General features: G+C 49.0%; 15 protein-coding genes. 9 read left to right on the forward strand and 6 right to left on the reverse strand.

What is annotated here, in order from left to right; all coding sequences use genetic code 11:
• Positions 1–645 precede the first annotated feature (645 nt).
• Entirely contained in the window at positions 646–1,839 is a 1,194-nt protein-coding gene (locus tag ACMHXE_RS08060) for an amino acid aminotransferase (protein WP_101056277.1), read from the forward strand.
• 81 nt (positions 1,840–1,920) lie between these two features.
• Here ACMHXE_RS08060 and yvcK read toward each other — a convergent pair whose 3' ends face one another.
• Entirely contained in the window at positions 1,921–2,823 is a 903-nt protein-coding gene (gene yvcK, locus ACMHXE_RS08065) for a uridine diphosphate-N-acetylglucosamine-binding protein YvcK (protein WP_101056278.1), read from the reverse strand.
• A 150-nt stretch (positions 2,824–2,973) separates the two neighbouring features.
• Here yvcK and ACMHXE_RS08070 point away from each other — a divergent pair, with 150 nt between their 5' ends.
• A complete protein-coding gene (locus tag ACMHXE_RS08070) occupies positions 2,974–3,801 on the forward strand; it encodes a glucosaminidase domain-containing protein (protein ID WP_101056279.1) in 828 nt (275 codons plus the stop codon).
• Positions 3,779–4,408 carry a DUF2987 domain-containing protein gene (locus tag ACMHXE_RS08075; RefSeq protein WP_101056280.1) on the forward strand — a complete coding sequence of 210 codons (630 nt, stop codon included), beginning with the start codon at positions 3,779–3,781 and terminating at the stop codon, positions 4,406–4,408. The genes ACMHXE_RS08070 and ACMHXE_RS08075 overlap by 23 nt, the downstream gene beginning before the upstream one ends.
• A 157-nt stretch (positions 4,409–4,565) precedes the next feature.
• On the opposite strand, the gene ACMHXE_RS08080 is transcribed toward ACMHXE_RS08075, so the two are convergent.
• Together ACMHXE_RS08080 and ACMHXE_RS08085 are read right to left on the reverse strand one after the other, a co-directional pair.
• Positions 4,566–5,051, reverse strand: a complete 486-nt coding sequence (locus ACMHXE_RS08080; RefSeq protein ID WP_101056281.1) for an NYN domain-containing protein — start codon at positions 5,049–5,051, stop codon at positions 4,566–4,568.
• Entirely contained in the window at positions 5,048–5,563 is a 516-nt protein-coding gene (locus ACMHXE_RS08085; RefSeq protein ID WP_101056282.1) for a GNAT family N-acetyltransferase, read from the reverse strand. The genes ACMHXE_RS08080 and ACMHXE_RS08085 overlap by 4 nt, the downstream gene beginning before the upstream one ends.
• 496 nt (positions 5,564–6,059) lie before the next feature.
• Here ACMHXE_RS08085 and ACMHXE_RS08090 point away from each other — a divergent pair, with 496 nt between their 5' ends.
• Both ACMHXE_RS08090 and ACMHXE_RS08095 read left to right on the forward strand, forming a co-directional pair.
• Positions 6,060–8,282 carry an EAL domain-containing protein gene (locus tag ACMHXE_RS08090; protein WP_248952647.1) on the forward strand — a complete coding sequence of 741 codons (2,223 nt, stop codon included), beginning with the start codon at positions 6,060–6,062 and terminating at the stop codon, positions 8,280–8,282.
• A 110-nt stretch (positions 8,283–8,392) separates the two neighbouring features.
• Positions 8,393–10,234: an ATP-binding protein gene (locus ACMHXE_RS08095; RefSeq protein WP_413731929.1), complete on the forward strand. Its 1,842-nt coding sequence runs from the start codon at positions 8,393–8,395 to the stop codon at positions 10,232–10,234.
• Between the two features lie 280 nt (positions 10,235–10,514).
• Here ACMHXE_RS08095 and ACMHXE_RS08100 read toward each other — a convergent pair whose 3' ends face one another.
• Positions 10,515–10,772 (reverse strand): GrxA family glutaredoxin, encoded by a 258-nt coding sequence (locus ACMHXE_RS08100; protein ID WP_025009626.1) that lies wholly within the window; start codon positions 10,770–10,772, stop codon positions 10,515–10,517.
• 50 nt (positions 10,773–10,822) lie between these two features.
• Positions 10,823–12,571 carry a DEAD/DEAH box helicase family protein gene (locus ACMHXE_RS08105; RefSeq protein ID WP_413731960.1) on the reverse strand — a complete coding sequence of 583 codons (1,749 nt, stop codon included), beginning with the start codon at positions 12,569–12,571 and terminating at the stop codon, positions 10,823–10,825.
• A gap of 365 nt (positions 12,572–12,936) precedes the next feature.
• Here ACMHXE_RS08105 and pheS point away from each other — a divergent pair, with 365 nt between their 5' ends.
• From pheS to lpxM, 4 genes are all read left to right on the forward strand, one after another.
• Positions 12,937–13,917: a phenylalanine--tRNA ligase subunit alpha gene (gene pheS / locus ACMHXE_RS08110; RefSeq protein WP_101056286.1), complete on the forward strand. Its 981-nt coding sequence runs from the start codon at positions 12,937–12,939 to the stop codon at positions 13,915–13,917.
• Positions 13,918–13,932: 15 nt separating this feature from the next.
• Positions 13,933–16,320 carry a phenylalanine--tRNA ligase subunit beta gene (gene pheT, locus ACMHXE_RS08115; RefSeq protein ID WP_101056287.1) on the forward strand — a complete coding sequence of 796 codons (2,388 nt, stop codon included), beginning with the start codon at positions 13,933–13,935 and terminating at the stop codon, positions 16,318–16,320.
• 3 nt (positions 16,321–16,323) lie between these two features.
• The gene (ihfA, locus tag ACMHXE_RS08120) at positions 16,324–16,620 is read left to right on the forward strand and encodes an integration host factor subunit alpha (protein WP_025009628.1); all 297 of its coding nucleotides are present in this window, start codon (positions 16,324–16,326) and stop codon (positions 16,618–16,620) included.
• A 146-nt stretch (positions 16,621–16,766) separates the two neighbouring features.
• Positions 16,767–17,720 (forward strand): lauroyl-Kdo(2)-lipid IV(A) myristoyltransferase, encoded by a 954-nt coding sequence (lpxM, locus tag ACMHXE_RS08125; protein ID WP_165565024.1) that lies wholly within the window; start codon positions 16,767–16,769, stop codon positions 17,718–17,720.
• A gap of 156 nt (positions 17,721–17,876) precedes the next feature.
• Here lpxM and nikR read toward each other — a convergent pair whose 3' ends face one another.
• Positions 17,877–18,287 (reverse strand): nickel-responsive transcriptional regulator NikR, encoded by a 411-nt coding sequence (nikR, locus tag ACMHXE_RS08130; protein WP_101056289.1) that lies wholly within the window; start codon positions 18,285–18,287, stop codon positions 17,877–17,879.
• Positions 18,288–18,436 lie beyond the last annotated feature (149 nt).

The raw sequence follows: 18,436 nt of genomic DNA on the forward strand, positions 1-18,436 counted from the left end.
TATAGGCGGTTAGCGGATTGCTGGGTTTATAGCGCCGTCATGCAGGGTTCAAATCCCTGCTCCTTTGCCATATTCAGAGAGGCCCGCTTGTGTAAGCAGGCGGGCTTTTTCGCATCTCAGTTTTGATGATAGCGATTAGCCTGGTATAGGCGGTTAGCGGATTGCTGGCTTTCTCGCGCCGTCATGCAGGGTTGAAATCCCTGCTCCTTTGCCATATTCAGAGAGGCCCGCTTGTGTAAACAGGCGGGCTTTTTCGTATCTCAGTTTTGATGATTGTTATTCGTTTGGTGTTGTTTGGGGAGATTTCAGGGGGGATTGCTGGGTTTATAGCCCTAGCTACGGGGCAGTCCCAGCATATTTTCCCACCTAGATTGATAATGACCAATTCAACTCGACCACTACAGGGGCTGGATTACAGAGGTTACAGTTTTTGATTATGGTTCTAAGTTGGTGTTACTGCAGCTTCCACTCAATCAGCTAGCTATTTTCTTATCATATCCATGGTAAATCCGGTTTTTGAGTGAATATCCTTCAAGTAATAAATTAAATGACTCAGAATCTGCCAAGGAGACTATAACCTGGGAGAGGACAATGGTATAAATGGAGCCGATTTGTCCCTACATGTCCAATTACAGGAAAGCTGTCATGATTTTTTCTCAGATTACCGCCGCGCCGGCCGATCCCATTCTTGGTTTAACTGAGGCTTTTAAAGCCGATCCCCGCACGGATAAAGTCAACCTGGGTGTTGGCATCTATAAGGATGAGGCTGGCCAGACCCCGGTACTCAAGTCGGTCAAGTTGGCAGAGGCCAAGTTGCTCGAAGAGGAAAAGACCAAGAGCTATCTCGGTATCGAAGGGGTTGCCCTGTATAACCAAGCGGTTCAACAACTGCTATTCGGTAAAGATAGCGCCATAATCGCCGCTGGCCGGGCAGTAACGGCTCAGGCTCCGGGAGGTACAGGCTCATTGCGGGTCGCTGCGGAGTTTGTCCTTAGCAATACAGACAGTAAAACTATCTGGATCAGCAACCCAACCTGGGCCAATCATAAGAACATCTTTGAAACCGCCGGGCTTGAGATCAAAGAGTACAGCTATTATCAGGCAGAAACCCATGATCTCGACTTCGATGCTATGATGACAGATCTGCAACAGGCGAGTGAGGGGGATCTTGTGCTGCTGCACGGCTGTTGCCACAACCCGACCGGTATCGATCTGAATATCAATCAATGGCAACAAGTTGCCAAACTGTGTGCCGAAAAGGGCCTTGTCCCCCTGTTTGACTTTGCCTATCAGGGCTTTGGCACTGGAATTGAAGAAGATGCCCAAGGGCTCAGAGCCGTTGCCGCCATGGTGCCTGAGCTGCTGGTTGCCAACTCTTTCTCGAAAAACTTCGGGCTTTATAATGAGCGTATCGGTGCCGTGACTCTGGTGGCCAAAGACAGTGAGTGCGCTGCACGGGCTTTCAGTCAGGTTAAGCGCACCATTCGTGCCAACTACTCCAACCCGCCGGCTCATGGCGCCATGATTGTCAGCACTATTCTTAATGACGGTGAACTGAATGCCCTGTGGCAGCAAGAGCTGACTGAAATGCGCCAGCGCATAGCCAGCATGAGAACCCTGTTCGTTGAGAGCCTCAAGGCCGAAGGCGTCGATCGCGACTTCAGCTTCATTTCTCGTCAAAACGGTATGTTCAGCTTCTCTGGCCTCAACAAGGAACAAGTTGCCAGGCTTAAAGATGAGTTCGGCGTCTACATTGTCGGCTCTGGCCGTATCAGTGTTGCCGGGATGACCAAGACCAATATGCCCGTTATCTGCAAGGCGATAGCCAAGGTGCTCTAAGCCTGTTGGATTTTATCCACGCTTAAAAAGGACAGCTGCGGCTGTCCTTTTTACTTATCCTCCATTAACCGTTAATTTGATTTAGGCAATGAGTTTCTTCGGCTGCAGAGCTTGCACCAGCGCGTTGACCAAGGCGTCTCTGTCGTGGCAGCCACTCTGGATTGGGTCGGCTAGCAGCGAGCGATAAATCAATTCGTCCTGATATGGCTGGCCATGACACAGCACAGCATCAATACGCCCCGGGCCTATTAGTTGCTGGCACCAATCCAGTTTGGCATTGAGACTGAGTTCGCCTGCCACTGACGCCTCAGGTTTCAGATTATCGATAAATACCACTCTGGCTTGACTGCTTTTAATCGCTGTTGCCAGTTCTGGCAATAACAAAGGTGGCATCAAGCTGGTGAGAAAACTGCCCGGGCTTAAAATTATCAGTTCGGCAGCTGTCAACGCCGCTACCGCTTCCTCTGTGGCCCGAACCATAGGTTCAAGACTCATCGCCACCGGACGCTCAGCCATGCTGTCGACTTCCAGCTCACCGAACACTTTGCTCCCTGAGGCGTCAAGCGCCAGTAAGTGGGTAGGGTGTTCAGACATGGGATATAGGCGGGTGTCTATTTTAAGTAGGCCGCGGATAAGATTTATAGCCTCAAGGGGCCTGACACAGAGTTGATCCAACGCAGTCAGGATAAGGTTGCCCAGGTTATGGCCACAGAGTTCATCCTGACTATCAAACCTGTACTCGAACAATAAGGAACCGACTGAGGGTTTATGCGCCAATTGGCTGAGACAATTACGCAGATCGCCCCAGGCGATACAGTCATTACTGTTTCTTAATCTGCCTGTGCTGCCACCGTTATCTGTGGTCGCAACTATGCCTGTTAGTCGATCGCCCAGAAAAGCCAGGGATGATAGGACTCTTCCTAATCCATGGCCTCCACCAATAGCAACAACTTGCTGATATTGACTGAATAACTGCCTTTGCATAGCTGATCCTTGCCGTCGCTTTTAACTTGAACATTCTACACCAGTGCTGCATAAGAGTCAGAGAGCTATTTTGTGAAAAGTGATATCTGACATATAATGCGCGGAAATTTTCCCCTTCACTTTTGGGTAACCGGCAAAAGGAAAGACTGATTGAAAACCGGAAAACTTGGCTCATTTACCCTGGCTTTGGCTTTGGTAATACTGTCAGTATTGGCACTTAGGGTGTACCTGATACCCAGTTTGAAAACCGCCGAGCAGACTTCAGCGCCACTGATAAAGAACCAATTGGGTATCAGCTTGATCCCAGATTTCAGCAGCATAGGTAATGTCAGCGATAAGAAACAGGCGTTTTTTGACTTCTTGCGTCCGGCGGTGCAAAAGCAAAATAGCATTATCGCCGAGGAGCGTAAATTTCTCGAACAGGTGCAAAAGCACTTGCAAAACCAGCATCAGCTCAATGATGCCGAGCAATATCGTATTCAGCGTCTGGCAGAAAAGTATCAATATGCCATGCGTGCTATCGATAGCGACAGCATCAATAAATTACTGCGTCGGGTTGATGTGATCCCGGAATCTATGGTGCTTATCCAGGCAGCCAATGAAACCGGCTGGGGCAGCTCTCGGTTTGCCCGTGAAGGACTCAATTTTTTCGGTCAGTGGTGTTTCAAGAAAGGTTGTGGTTTGGTTCCGCAGTCGCGCTCTGAAGGCATGTCCCATGAAGTGGCCGTATTTAAATCGGTCGATGACTCTGTAGCTTCTTATATGCGTAATCTCAATTCTAACGCTGCCTATTCTTTGTTTCGTTCCATACGCGCTGATCTGCGTAGTCAACAGGAACCCCTTACTGCAGAGAAGTTGGTTTACGGCTTGGTGAATTATTCAGAACGCCAGGAAGCCTACATTGACGAATTATTGGATATGCTGCGTCATAACGAAGAATATTTGGTGGAGAACCATGTCGAAAAAACTGCTGTTTAGTACGCTATTATTGCTGTCCCCCTCTTTGATGGCCAGTCAGGTGTCTTTGAACTATGCCGACTTTTACGCGCGGATGAAAGTGATGAATAAAGGCAATTATCCGCTTATCGATCTGGCTTTTACGGTTCCTGAAACTCAAAACTGTCAATTAAAAAATGGCAGTATCAGCACAGAAACTGAACGCTTTCCTCTGACATTTGATGCCAGTCAGAGGTTGTTTATTCCTTTCGATGAAAAACTCAAGAGTGCCAGAGCTTTGATTAACCTTGAGTTGGCAGGAGAGGGGCAAGGCTGCGGCATTGGCATGCAGCTCAGGGTTCGTACTCCCAAACAGGAGTACAGTGGCGATGAACTGAGAAACATCAGCAATCAAATGAATGAAGCCCTGAAGCAAATGCAAGGATTTCCGATGAAGTATTTTGCCAAGCCTATTTCAGGTCTTAATATTGAATTTATCGGCAGTGAAAATGGTGCTTGGCTTGATGGGCGCTATCAAACGATCGGTAAACGCCACGAGCTCAGTAATGAGGAGATCAGTCAAATTGAAGTATTGAAATTTGACTCGGCTCCTGCAGTGATCAGTCCATGGGTCATGCCAGACAACTAACTACTTGCTTTTTATTAGGATGAGTTTCAAAGGCAGGCTATCATTTGGAATGATGTTGCTGGCAGTTTGCTGACGGTCCAGTTGCCCGGCAACTTGAGACTAGCTCTAGCTTACTGCCAATATTCAAGCTATTTATCTGCCCGTTTTTTGCTCTTTTTTATTTGAGTAACAAATCGTCGTCAATGGGACAGTAGTCGCTGGCCGCATTGAGTAGGCTCAACGAGGTTAATTCAGTAACGGAATAGATTTCAACTCGTTTGCCTTTTTGACGTAGTTTTTCGGCCAACAAGGCAAAATCACCGTCCCCGGACACCAGTACCACAATGTCCACAGCATCGGCATATTCCAGTGCATCTATGGTTATTCCCACATCCCAATCACCTTTGGCTGTACCATCAGCGCGTTGGATAAAGGGCTTCAACTTCACCTCAAAGCCAATGGCCCGTAGGATATTTTGAAACTCGCGCTGTTTTTTATCACCTCTATCTATAGCGTAGGCAAATGCTCTAACCAATTGTTTCTGATCAGTGACTTTGGACCAAAGCCGGTTGTAGTCCAGGTTTCGCCCGAAAGCTTGTCTGGTGGTGTAGTAGATGTTTTGAACATCGGCCAAGAGAAGCACTCTGCTAGGCTGATCTTTCATTGTTTATGTTCCTTATCTTCTGAACTCTGTCTCCCTTTAGCTATGGCGAGGGAAAAGCTCTTTTTTGTGTGAGCACTTAAGCCTTTTAAACCTGTTAGTTGCATTTTGTACTCTTTGTGACCTGTATGAGGACAGATTTGTTCGCCGATTATTACAGCGCCCTTGTGCCGGTAAAAATTGACACTGGCTTGGTTGTCACAATAGACGTTTAACGTCAGTTGCTCTCTTTGTTGCCTGGCATGTTCAAGTAAATTACCGCCGATCCCTAACCCCTGCATTTCGGGTTTAACAAATAACGCCGCCAACTTGTTCTCATAGAGAGAGTAGAAGCCAAGCACTTGGGTACCATGCTGATAGAGATAGTTTTCTGCCGCAGGAATATAAAATAGACGCATGTCATTCAACTGCTCTTGCCAAAATTTTGCGGCAATAAAATGATGTGCGTCGATAGAGGCTGTTAGCCAGATCTTCAATACAGCTGGCATGTCTTCCATGGTAAATGCGCGGATCATATGACTTCCTTGTGGATGGCTGGACAAAAGAGGGGATTTAACGGGTTTTGCTGCTTTTATTGACTCGCAGGCCAGGCTAAAAATTCAAAATAATATGCAGAATAACAAAGTAGGTTGAATAAAAAAATGATAAGGCGCTCAGAGTGTTGCTTTGCTTCTCCTTTGTTTACAAGCTGATGGGTGTTTGACAGCCATTTGAAGCTGTTGAGTCAAAGGCCTGCGCCGCAGATGAAAAATTTACACTGTTATTCCGATGGTTAACCGGCACTAAGGCAAAAGTGGATTACACTTTAAATCAAACATAGCGTACTGTATTGAAAAGGGCTTAATGCCGCATTGAACTATAACAGCCTTAGCATCGAATGAGCTGGATTGTACACTCGGGAAGAACTAAACCGAGAGCTAAACAGTGCTGAATACCGGGCAGGGGAAATGGTCTCCTGTGGGGTTTTGTCCTAAAGCAAGTGCGGACAAAGTGACTGAGGGATTAGTAACTATGCTAGATGATTTACTGTTTTCATCTGAAACATCACCGGAAGAAACTCATCAACGCGATACCATGTGGCGTATCTTGGCGGTGGATGATGATGTCAAATTCCAGAATTCGCTGAGTTTTGCCATTAATAAAATGACCTTGATGGGGCGTCCCCTTGAACTCATACAAGCCTACAGTATGGCAGAGGCATCCAGTCTATTGGGAAAAGATGCCGACTTTGCTGTGGTGTTGGTTGATGTCGTGATGGAAACCGAAGATGCCGGTCTCAGGTTAGTCAAAGCCGTGCGGGATTTGCTGGGAATATCCGATACCCGTTTTGTACTCTTGACCGGCCAGCCAGGAATGGCTCCGGTCGAATCTGTGATGCAGGACTATGACTTGTCTGATTATGTGCTCAAGTCAGAGCTCGCCAACCGTGGGATACGCAACATACTCACAGGTGCAGTACGTAATTATCATCATCTCAAGACAATTTCTTCTGCTCGTCGTGGTTTGCAGCTCATTGTGGAGTCCAGCAATCGTTTGTTGGGGCTGAGAACGCTTACGCAAATAGCCTCGGTTACTTTGAGTGAAATTGCTAATCTTATCAATGTCGCCGACGAAGGCTTGGTTTGTGTTAATCGCGGCCCTCACACAGTGGATAGCTCAGGTCGGGAGATCTACGAACCCCTAACCATAGCCTGTAGTGGTCGCTTTCGTCAGTATATTAATCGTGCATTGAGGGAATTGCCGGATCCGACTATTCAATCCATGGTTGAGCAGGCACTCAGGGAAAAGCGTTTTGTCAGTACCGATGAAAGCCAGGTGCTATTCTTCCCTAAATCGGCAGCACTGGCTGAGTTTGCCATCTATGTGGCTACCAACCGCACGCTGGATGATACAGAGATGGAGTTGCTTAAAGTTTTTGCGGCCAATGTTTCCAAAGGCTTTGGCAATGTAGCCTTGATTAGCCGGCTCGATAAAGTGGCGTATCTGGATGAGTTGTTGAGAATTCCCAACCGCAGTGCCCTGCTGCGTGAATTGTCCAGGTTGCAGGCTATGTCCAGCGCTGATGCCCATAATCTGCTGCTATTGGATCTCGATCATTTTTCCGGGCTTAACAATTTATTTGGCTGTGTATTTGGCAATCAGGTATTACAGGCTGTGGCTCAAAGGTTACAGGAGGCATTTCCTCAACCGATAGTCATAGGAAGATTGCACTCGGATCTGTTTGCCATTATCGGCCATAAAGAACAGGTCAATATTGACAGGGCCCAAGAGGTGTTTGGCGCGCCCTTTGAAATTGATAATAGTCGCCATATTCTCACCGCCTGCATGACGGAAGTCTCTTTGGCTATCAGTCGTGGGCAGGATCCCGCGGAGTTATTACGAACAGCCGGAACAGGGCTGAGGAATGCCAAGTCTCGAGGCCCTGGAAGCATACAGGCGTTTGATCCTGAATTTGAACATCAAGCCGCCCACAGGTTTAAGTTGATGCAGCGTTTACACAGCGCCATTCAACGTCAGGAGTTTGTGTTGCATTATCAGCCACAGATCGACCTCAATACTGGTGAGGTTGTTGGGGTTGAGGCTTTATTACGCTGGCAGACCGAAGAGGGTATGGTGCCACCCGGCACCTTTATTCCGCTGGCAGAACAGTCGTCCTACATTCACGGGATAGGCGACATAGTGGTTGCTTTGTCCTGTCAGGCTGTGCATGCACTGGATCTGGCAGGGTTTAGCGACATTCTTATCAGCGTCAATTATTCAGCCCGGCAACTGGATAAGCCGGATGTTTTAGACAGGCTCAAACAACAATGTCGTCTGGCCGGGGTAGAGCCGAGCCGGCTGTGTTTGGAAGTCACTGAAACCGCTATGATGCAGTCTTTTCAACAGGTAGCCAATATTCTCCAGCGTCACCGAACTTCGGGAGGCACAGTGGCGATAGATGACTTCGGCACCGGGCTTTCATCACTCGAATATTTGCTGCAACTGCCGGCCGATCACCTGAAGATTGATATGACTTTTGTCGCCAGGTTGGATGAAGATGAACGTAGTCGCTTCCTGGCATCAATGATTATTGAACTGGGAAGGCGACTGAATATTTCGGTTGTTGCCGAAGGGGTTGAGACTCACAGCCAGGCTAATTGGCTCAGAGAACATGGTTGCCACATAGGTCAAGGATGGTTGTATGGAAAGGCCATGCCATTGGATGAGTTATTGCAGTGGCTCAATAATCGCTGAATGGAATCTTGCTAATGTCGATAGAGTTGCCCGAACAAGCTTTAATGGCACCGCTGAACTCTGAGGGCGTATCTTCAGGACGAACAAGGCGAAATTCTTGGCTGACTTGGGTGAGTTATTTGCTGCCCTGGTGGTTACTGGTGCCACTGGGTAGCTGGCTTATGTATCACTATGCCTCCCAATGGCAGATAGATCAGGTGCGTTATGCCCAGCAGGAGTTGGTAGACAGAGATACTCTGGTACTCAGCGCTACACTTACCAGAGTTCATCAGGACGTCAGTTTACTATCACAGATGACCGCATCGGTATTAGCAGATAACAGGCTCGGTGAGACTGAACAGCTGGAACTATTGCAGCGTCTATTTGTTGACTTCAGCAGCGCCTATCCCAGCTATATGCAAGTGCGCTGGATTGGAAATTCCGGCGTTGAGCGGGTGAGGGTTGACTATATAGATAATCAAAGGCGAGTTGTCGCTGCTGATGCATTACAGGATAAATCATCGCGTTATTATGTCATTGAGGCCAAGCGCTTGGTTTCGGGGGCGGTTTATTATTCTCCTTTTGATCTCAATATCGAAGCCGGTAAAATAGAGATCCCCTATCGACCTACCTTACGTGCTGCTACCAAGGTAATGGACAGCAACGGCAAGGCACTCGGGCTGGCACTATTGAATCTGGATGGCAGTGGTTTACTCGAACGTTTGCGCCAATCCGGTAAGACTATGTTGTTGAACGCTGAAGGCTATTGGTTGCTGTCAACTTTGGGTCACAGAGAGTGGGGCTTTATGTTCGACGCTCCTGAACAGCGTCTGGCAGTTATTCATCCTGAAGTTTGGCGGCGTATACAAGAGGAACCACAGGGGCAGTTCATCGATGAAACCGGGATGTGGACTTTCTCCCGTGTGGCGCCAATACTGAATGGTGACAGCAAGGTCCCCATGCTTTACGCCCTATCTCATGATGAACAGCCACTGCTCATTCAAGCCAGACTACAACGGCTTTATGCCGGTGTTGGTGCAGTAGTTTTTTTATGCATGACTTTGCTGGGGGCGTTTTTAGCGCGCTCCAACCTGCGTTTGGAAGACAAGGCTCATGAGTTACAGCAAAGTAACGCGGCGCTGGCAATGACGTTGGCTCAGTTGAAGACATCGCAGCAGGAGTTGGTTCGTACCGAGAAATTATCATCCTTGGGGTTGATGGTGGCCGGGGTAGCTCACGAACTCAATACACCTATTGGTGCGGCAATGCTGTGTGTCACCGCACTGAATGACAGGCTAGGTGAACTCATGCGGGATTATCACAACGGTACTATCAAACGCTCGCAACTGGAGGAATTTATTCAATACCAGGAGGAAGGTTTGACCCTGGCTGAACGCAACCTCAAACGCTCGGCGCTACTCATTCAACAGTTTCGTCAGGTAGCTGCCGACAGAGCTAATGCTGACCGGCAAGCCTTTTGGTTGCATGAGTTGGTGACGGACATTCTGGCGCTGAATCATGGTCAGTGGAAGCACAGTCATCATAAGCTGACCACTGATATTCCCTCGGATATCCATATGCACAGTTATCCCGGACCTTTGGGTCAGGTACTTCAGAATTTGGTGCACAATGCACTCATACATGCTTTTGAAGATACTGAGCGGGGAGAGATCCATATCTGTGCCCGTAAACTTCAGCATAAGGTTGAGATCTGTGTGATGGATAATGGTGTAGGGATTGAAGAGCAGGATTGTCAGCGAGTGTTTGATCCCTTTTATACCACCAAGCGCAATAGCGGCGGCACCGGGCTTGGCCTGCATATAGTGCATCATTTGACCACTGAAGTATTGGGGGGAAGTGTGCGGATTTCAAGAGGAGTCAATGGTATAGGTACTTCGATGATTTTGTTGTTGCCGCTTGAGCAGGTCGATGGCAAATCGGAAAAGGCGGCTAACGGGAGTATGGCTTCCTGAACAAACCGCATAGATGTCGAGATTTATAGCGCTTGAGAGTGCTTTAAAAACAAAATTGGTGTCTATCTACTCCTTGGTAAGGAACATACTGACAACACCCTGTGTAACGAAACGGGCATACATAATCGTGGGGTCACTCGCAGTGGGTTGGCTTAACGGTTTGGCTGTTGAAGTGTTGTTCGATCGAGGTAGGGTTGAGACAGACAAGGTTGGATGCAGGACGATACCGTTTCTATTGAGCACAAAAGGTATCGTCCTTGATGGAGAAGTTTAACTTGGATTAAAGCAGGTTGTTTTCTCTGACGTAGGCTTCAAACTCTGTGCAGCCGCCAACGTGCTCTTTGTCGACAAAGATCTGTGGCACAGTCTCAACCGGCTTGCCTACGGTTTTTTCCAGGTCGGCCTTGGTGATGCCTTCGGCGTGAATATCGACATACTTAAACTTGAAATCATCACGTTTTTCTGCCAGTTGCTCAGAAAGTTGCACTGCACGTACACAATATGGGCAACCTGGACGACCGAAAATAACTACAAACATATTGACTCCCATGGACTTGATTTGCAGCAGTTATACCACAGCTTAAAGGCCTATGCTAAGTTGCTTGATCCCAAGAATGATTTTTCGGTTTGAAACCTGCCTTGATAATCAAAGAAAGATTGTAATAAATCCCAGCGTCGCGCTTGTTTTTTCAGCAGCAGCATATCCGGTGCCCGAAACCGCGCCGCGTCATCGACCAGTTGTTGTGGTTGACTGTATTTCGGCAGTTTCAGCCCAGGTGTTTTACTGTGGGGATGGATAAAACAAGCAAACAGTGCCCGGCGTTGAGCACTGGTTTCCATTTTAAAATACTGGTTGAAGTCATTGCCGTCATAATCCAGATACTGAACTCTTAGGCGCCCCTCTTCGGCGTGCAGCAACATTTGCTGCACCTTGAACAGGTGGTGATGCTGTTTTGACAACACCTCTTTGAGGCGTTTGTCCGGGTCGACCAGAGTCGATTGGCACTGGTGGCAAATCTTGGCGGCGATATCGTTTTCGGCGCCGCAATCCGGGCATGACTTGGAGCGATAGCGATAACTGCATTGACTATTGTCCTGTAACAGTCCCTGGCAGCGGCGGCCGAAGTGCTCGATGATGTCGCCATCCTCATCCGTCTTGCCCCAGAAGATATTGGCAAAACCGCACTCGGGGCAGGGAACCTGTACCGGCACCGAGTTTGCAGCGGGCTTGGGAGTGCCAACCTCGGGATAGAACAGGTCAAAGCCGCTGGCGGCATAATCTATGACCAGGCAGTCCTGTTTGCCTTCGGCTAACCTCAGGCCGCGGCCAACCATCTGTTGAAACAGGCTCACAGATGCCGTGGGCCGCATGATGGCAATAAGGTCCACATGGGGCGCATCAAACCCGGTTGTGAGCACGGCCACATTGACCAGAAACTTAAGTTCCTGAGCCTTAAAGGCACGGATGATGGCATCCCTTTGTTGCATCTCAGTGGTCGCTGTGATGAGCGCTGCCTGTTCGTCAGCCAGCAGCGTTAACACTTCTTCGGCGTGACGCACAGTGGCGGCAAAAATAATCACTCCCTTGCGGGTGTTGGCCAGTTGCCTTAGTTGGTTAACAATGGCCTTGGTCGCGCGGCCACTGTGACTGAGCAGGGCATCGACCTTAGCCTCATCGTACTCCCCATTGCTGTTACTCGGCAGGCTGCTGAAGTCATACTGAGCGCTCAGGCCATCGTAAAGCCTGGGCGGCGTCAGATAGCCTTGTTTAATTAGGGGCCTTAAGGGCAACTCAAAGATGCAGTCATCGAAAATCCCTCGGTCGGGATTACCGACCCGGCCGTGATAGTGGCGGCGATAAATAAAACCCAGTCCAAGGCGATAAGGGGTGGCCGTCAACCCCAGCAGCTTAAGTTTGGGGTTATGGGATTTGAGGTGTTCAAGCAGTTGCTGATACTGGCTGTCCTGCTCAAGGCTCACTCTGTGACACTCGTCTATGACCACCAGGGAGTAGTGGCTGTCAAAGGCTTCCAGGTTGCGCCCGGCGGATTGCACGCTGGCGACAACGGTTTTGCCTTGGGTGAGCTTTTGCCTCAGGCCGGCCGAGTAGATACTGGCTTCATCGGTTAATAGGGCAACTTTTTCGGCGTTTTGGGCGACCAGCTCTTTGACATGAGTCAGTACCAGTACCTTGCCTTTGGCGATGCGAGCCAGTTCAGCAATCACCAAACTCTTACCGGCGCCAGTGGGCAGCACTATAACAGCCGAGCCTGATTGAGCGCGGAAATAACGTACCGCAGCATCTACGGCTTGCTGCTGATAATCACGTAGGCGAATGCCGGTCTTGGCGGTATCTTCTGCCTGAGTGTTTGTCGTCGCTTTCTGAGTTGCTGGCTTTTTACTATCTGTTGACACTGACTTGCGAAGAGGAATTGACCATGGGGCGAGCTTATCACAGACGCGTCTGGGTACTGTGGTTTTCCGGCTTTATTGGCGACTTTTTATTCTCGGGCACTACTGCTCGTCCGGCTCAAGACATCAATGGTTAAAAAAAGCACTTTTTCTAGGCAATTCATTTGCTAAAATACCTCACGCCACTGGTCAAAGACCCGTGGCTAACGTAAAATTCCACTCTTTTACTGTTTTAATTCAAACAGACACCAAAATCGCCGCCTACGGGCCGGCATGCACTGGAAGAGAAGATGCAGCAGTTAACTGAGATCGTAGAACAGGCCTTAGCCGCCATCGAAGGGGCCAGTGATCTGAAAATCCTTGATGACATCCGCGTCGATTATCTTGGCAAGAAGGGCAAGATCACCGACATGATGAAGTTGATGGCGACCCTGAGTCCACAAGAAAAGCCCGCCTTCGGCCAGAAGGTCAACGAAGCCAAGCAAAAGGTACAGCAGTTCCTTAATCAGCGCATTGAAGGGCTGAAAGCCGCCGAGTTGGAGCAGAAGCTCCAGACAGAGAAAATCGATGTTACCCTGCCGGGACGTCGCCTGGACAACGGTGGTTTACATCCGGTCACCCGTACCATAGAACGAATTGAAAGCTTTTTTGGTGAGTTGGGCTTTAGTGTCGTACAGGGGCCGGAAATCGAAGATGATTATCATAACTTCGATGCTCTGAATATTCCTGAGCATCATCCAGCCCGGGCTGATCATGATACTTTCTACTTCAATCCCAAGTTAGTGTTGCGTACCCAGACTTCAGGGGTGCAAATTCGCACCATGGAAGTGGAAAAGCCGCCGTTGCGAATCATCTCTCCCGGCCGTGTCTATCGTAATGACTATGATATGACCCACACGCCAATGTTCCATCAAGTGGAAGGTCTGCTGGTGGACGAGAATGTAAACTTTGCCGAACTGAAAGGCATTTTGCACGACTTCCTGCGTAACTTCTTTGAAGAGGATTTGGAGATACGTTTCCGTCCTTCATACTTCCCCTTCACCGAGCCGTCTGCCGAAGTGGATGTAAAAGGCAAGAATGGTTGGCTGGAAGTGCTCGGTTGCGGCATGGTGCACCCCAATGTGCTCCGTGGTGTGGGAGTCGATCCTGATAAATACTCCGGTTTTGCTTTTGGTATGGGTGTCGAGCGTCTGGCCATGTTGCGCTATGGTGTCAACGACCTGCGTGCCTTCTTCGAAAACGACCTGCGTTTTCTCAAGCAATTCAAATAACGGAGCTTTAGTATTATGAAATTCAGCGAATCCTGGCTTCGTGAGTGGGTTAACCCTGCGATTAGCCGTGACGAATTAACTCATCAAATCACCATGGCCGGCCTGGAAGTGGACGACGTCATTGCCGTTGCCGGTGACTTTTCCGGCGTGGTAGTGGGTGAAGTGGTTGAATGTGGTCAACACCCGGATGCCGACAAGCTAAGGGTCACCAAGGTCAATGTCGGTGGCGAAGAACTGCTGGATATTGTTTGCGGTGCCCCTAACTGCCGTCAGGGACTCAAGGTTGCTGTGGCCGTTGTCGGTGCCGTGCTGCCCGGTGACTTCAAAATCAAGAAAGCCAAACTGCGTGGACAGCCTTCACATGGCATGCTGTGCTCTTATGGCGAGCTGGGCATAGAGATAGAAAGCGACGGCATTATTGAGCTGCCGCTGGACGCGCCTATTGGTACAGACATTCGCGAATATCTTCAGCTCAATGATGTGATTATCGATGTGGATCTGACCGCCAACCGCGCCGATTGCCTGGGTATGGTGGGACTGGCCCGCGAAGTGGGCGTGCTCAACCGTCTTAACGTGACCGAGCCAAGCTGGGAAGCTGCCAACGTCAGTAGTGAGCGTACAGTTGAAATAGAGGTCGCTAACCCGGAAGCTTGCCCAAGATATTTGGGCCGGGTGGTCAGCAATGTCAATGTCAAGGCGCAAACGCCTGACTGGATGGTGGAAAAACTGCGCCGCAGCGGTATTCGCTCGATAGATCCTATCGTGGATATCACCAACTATGTGTTGGTTGAGTTCGGCCAGCCGATGCATGCTTTTGATCTGGATAAGATTGACGGCGGCATCAAGGTACGCCTGGGTAATGGTGAAGAGAAACTGACTCTGCTCGATGGCAACGAAATTACCGTACCGGCAGATACGTTGGTGATTGCCGATAACAGCCAGGCATTGGCCCTGGCCGGTGTCTTCGGTGGTGAGGCTTCCGGTGTCAGCGAGCAAACCCGCGATATCATGCTTGAGTGTGCGTTCTTCGCGCCGCTGGCTATCATGGGCAAGGCCCGTCGTCTTGGACTGCATACCGACTCTTCGCATCGTTTTGAACGCGGCGTTGACCCAGAGCTGCAGCATAAGGCTATGGATAGAGCCACCCGTTTGGTGCTGGATATCTGTGGCGGCGAAGCCGGTCCTGTGGTTGAGGCCAAGAGCGAAGCGCATCTGCCAAAGGCTGTCGACATTAAACTGCGTCGCAGCAAACTGGATAAATTGCTCGGACATCATATCGATGACACAGATGTTGAACAAATTCTGACCCGCTTGGGCTTCCAGGTTGAAAACCAGGGCAGTGACTGGCAGGTGAAAACCGCCACTTACCGTTTCGACATGGCAATTGAAGAAGACCTTATCGAAGAAGTTGCCCGCATATACGGCTATAACAATATCCCCAATACGGCGCCACTGGCGCGCCTCTTTATGACAGATCATAAAGAAGCGGATCTGAAATTGAGCCGGGTAAGAGCTTTGTTGGTGGCACGGGGTTTCCAGGAAGCCGTCACCTACAGCTTTGTGGATCCCAAGTTGCAAAAACTGGTTCACCCCGAAAGCGAAGCTATGGTATTACCTAACCCGATTTCCAGTGAAATGTCGGCCATGCGTCTGTCCATGTTCACTGGATTGCTGAATGCCGTGGGTTACAACCAGGCTCGTCAGCAGGCTCGTGTACGCCTGTTTGAGACAGGTTTACGCTTTATTCCTGATGCACAAGCAGAATCCGGCGTAAGACAACAGACCATGCTGGGCGCGGTGATCGCCGGCCCTCAGAGTGATGAACACTGGAGCATGGAGTCGAAAACCGTTGATTTCTTCGATCTTAAAGGTGATTTAGAAGCCATTATTGGCTTGACAGTTTCCGAAGCTGAATTTAGTTTTAAAGGAGCGCAGCATCCGGCTATGCATCCGGGGCAATGTGCTGAAATATTGAGAAATGATCGGGTCATAGGCTATATAGGTGCTGTCCATCCCAGCCTCGAAAAGCCTTTTGGGCTGAATGGCAAAACCATAGTATTTGAGCTGGAATTGGACGCTTTGTTGCAGGCTAAATTGCCGCAAGCCCAGGCTGTATCTAAGTTTCCAGCCAATCGCCGCGATATCGCCATAGTGGTTGATGAAGAAGTCGCCGCAGGTGAAGTGATGACGCTGATAAGAAAAGTTGGCGAAAATCAGTTGGTTGGCTTAAACTTGTTCGATGTATACCGAGGTAAAGGTGTAGAGCAGGGCAAAAAGAGTCTGGCGATCGCACTTACGTTACAAGATAACGCTCGTACACTTGAGGAAAAAGAGATTGCTGAGATGGTTGATACAGTGGTTTCTGCGCTCAAGTCCGAGTTCAACGCATCGTTGAGGGATTAAAGTATGGCACTTACCAAGGCCGAAATGGCAGAGCATCTTTTTGAAACGCTTGGCATTAACAAGCGGGTAGCAAAAGAGATGGTTGAAGCGTTTTTCGAAGAGATCCGAACCGCGCTTGAAAATGGTGAGCAGGTCAAGTTATCTGGCTTTGGCAACTTTGACCTTAGGGATAAGAATCAAAGACCGGGAAGGAATCCCAAAACAGGTCAGGATATCCCAATTTCTGCCCGTCGGGTGGTGACATTCCGTCCGGGACAGAAACTGAAGAGTCGCGTAGAAGCCGCTAACAAAGGCAAATAACTGCTCGGTCAGTAATTTAGAACAGGGAAGCCGCTCCTGTGGGTGGCTTCCCTGTTTGTGTCTATAGAAAGTGCTTCTACCCTGTTGTGTCGCATTTTTAATGCCTGGTTTGGCATTGCATTGGGATTAAACCCAGGGGTTAAACCTTGTCAAATACACCTTCCAAGCCTAAGAAAGGCAAATACTTCGATAGGCGCTTCCGTTGGTCATTGCTGCACCCCAGATTTTGGGGTAGTTGGTTGGCGATTGGCGTACTGGTTTTGTTTGGTCTCTTGCCGGCTCTCATTAGAGATCCTATTGCCCGCGGGTTGTCGCGTTTGGTTAAACGTGTCGCCCATAAACCGATAAGTGTAGCCAGAGCCAACCTTAAAGCCTGTTTCCCCGATAAGAGTGAGTTGGAAATCGAGCAGTTGCTGGAACGCAATACCGAAGCTTTTGTAATGACGCTGCTGGCTCAATCTGAGCTGATTTTGATGCCAAGCGCTTATATTCGCAAAAGAGTGCTGGTCGAGGGTGAAGAACATATCGCGGCTGCCCGTGAAGCCGGACAGCCGATTATCTTTATCATGCCTCATGTTTGGGGCATAGAGTATGCCGGTCTGAGACTTAATTTGGACTTGCCCATGGTGTCCATGGCCAAAGCGCATCGAAATGAATTGTTCAACTGGTTCAATAACCGTATGCGTAGCTCGCAAGGCGGCAATATCTATATGCGTGAAGCCGGGATCCGGGCCTTGTTGGCTGAGCTGAAACAGGGCAACAGTTTCTTCTATCTGCCGGATGAAGACTTGGGACCGGAGCAGAGCGTATTTGCGCCATTTTTAGGAACAGTCAAGGCTACTTTGCCTGTGGTTGGCCGCTTGGCGCAGGCAGGTAACGCCCAGGTGATGCCGGTGAAAATTGGCTATGACGACCAAGTCAGGTGTTTTCGCTTGACGGTTATGCCGGCGATTGCCCCCGAGTCGATGCAAGGTAAGGAAAATGAGGCCATTGCATTAAACAAGGCCGTGGAGCAGGTGATTACCGCCTATCCCGAGCAATATATGTGGTTTCTTAAGGTGCTGCGTACCCGCCCGGAAGGCATGCCGTCTATCTATTGAGTTCAACATAGGTTTGGAGTACCAAGGAACTTAACGTCAGCATTTGCATTAAGACTTGCGTCTCATGCGGTCATTGCCATAGCAGGATAGTGGCTTATGGCAATGACTTTGCAGGCAATACAAGAAGGTGTGCTTGACAGTGGGCGCTATGCAATATCAGATAATTCCGGCACGACTTAAACGCGCGAGATTAACCCCTTTCAGTGCTGCTATTTGATTGACCAACTTATTCACTTCAAAAGCCTGACCTTTGAGGATAATGGTTTCCAGGCACCTATGATGGTCTACGTGGACATGGGTACTGCAGAGCACGTGTACTAAATGATTGTGCTGGATTTCAATCAGCTTTTCTGACAAACCTCTCTGATGATGATCGAAAACCAAGGTCAGTACACCTACAACATCCTCTTTGCTGTTGTTCCATTGCTTATCAACTATCCTGTCGCGAAACAGATCGCGAATATATTCTGAACGGGATTGATAGCCTCGCTCGCGGCTATCATTTTCTATCTCTTCAAACAGTGATTGGGGTAGGGATACGGTAAAACGTTGAGTCTCATCTGTCATGACTGTTTCTTCAGAAAAACACTATTGGTTAGTAGAGCTTACACAAGCTTTGCCACAAAATGTCCTTTTCCATTTTCAATGGGTGTGATCTACCGCAAACTTTTTATCTTTGTCTGTTTTTTGTGCTGTCACACTGAGAGGAATCGGGG

This window comes from Shewanella sp. BJSY2023SW007 (genome assembly GCF_047314525.1).
GTDB classification, from domain to species: Bacteria; Pseudomonadota; Gammaproteobacteria; order Enterobacterales; family Shewanellaceae; genus Shewanella; species Shewanella chilikensis.

What these genes read in the sequence shown, in the direction of transcription:
- ACMHXE_RS08085 (WP_101056282.1), bottom strand. Translation starts at nt 5,563, where the DNA reads ATGATCCGCGCATTTACCATGGAAGACATGCCAGCTGTATTGAAGATC.
- ACMHXE_RS08060 (WP_101056277.1), top strand. Translation starts at nt 646, where the DNA reads ATGATTTTTTCTCAGATTACCGCCGCGCCGGCCGATCCCATTCTTGGT.
- yvcK (WP_101056278.1), bottom strand. Translation starts at nt 2,823, where the DNA reads ATGCAAAGGCAGTTATTCAGTCAATATCAGCAAGTTGTTGCTATTGGT.
- ACMHXE_RS08090 (WP_248952647.1), top strand. Translation starts at nt 6,060, where the DNA reads ATGCTAGATGATTTACTGTTTTCATCTGAAACATCACCGGAAGAAACT.
- ACMHXE_RS08080 (WP_101056281.1), bottom strand. Translation starts at nt 5,051, where the DNA reads ATGAAAGATCAGCCTAGCAGAGTGCTTCTCTTGGCCGATGTTCAAAAC.
- ACMHXE_RS08100 (WP_025009626.1), bottom strand. Translation starts at nt 10,772, where the DNA reads ATGTTTGTAGTTATTTTCGGTCGTCCAGGTTGCCCATATTGTGTACGT.
- ihfA (WP_025009628.1), top strand. Translation starts at nt 16,324, where the DNA reads ATGGCACTTACCAAGGCCGAAATGGCAGAGCATCTTTTTGAAACGCTT.
- nikR (WP_101056289.1), bottom strand. Translation starts at nt 18,287, where the DNA reads ATGACAGATGAGACTCAACGTTTTACCGTATCCCTACCCCAATCACTG.
- pheT (WP_101056287.1), top strand. Translation starts at nt 13,933, where the DNA reads ATGAAATTCAGCGAATCCTGGCTTCGTGAGTGGGTTAACCCTGCGATT.
- ACMHXE_RS08075 (WP_101056280.1), top strand. Translation starts at nt 3,779, where the DNA reads ATGTCGAAAAAACTGCTGTTTAGTACGCTATTATTGCTGTCCCCCTCT.
- pheS (WP_101056286.1), top strand. Translation starts at nt 12,937, where the DNA reads ATGCAGCAGTTAACTGAGATCGTAGAACAGGCCTTAGCCGCCATCGAA.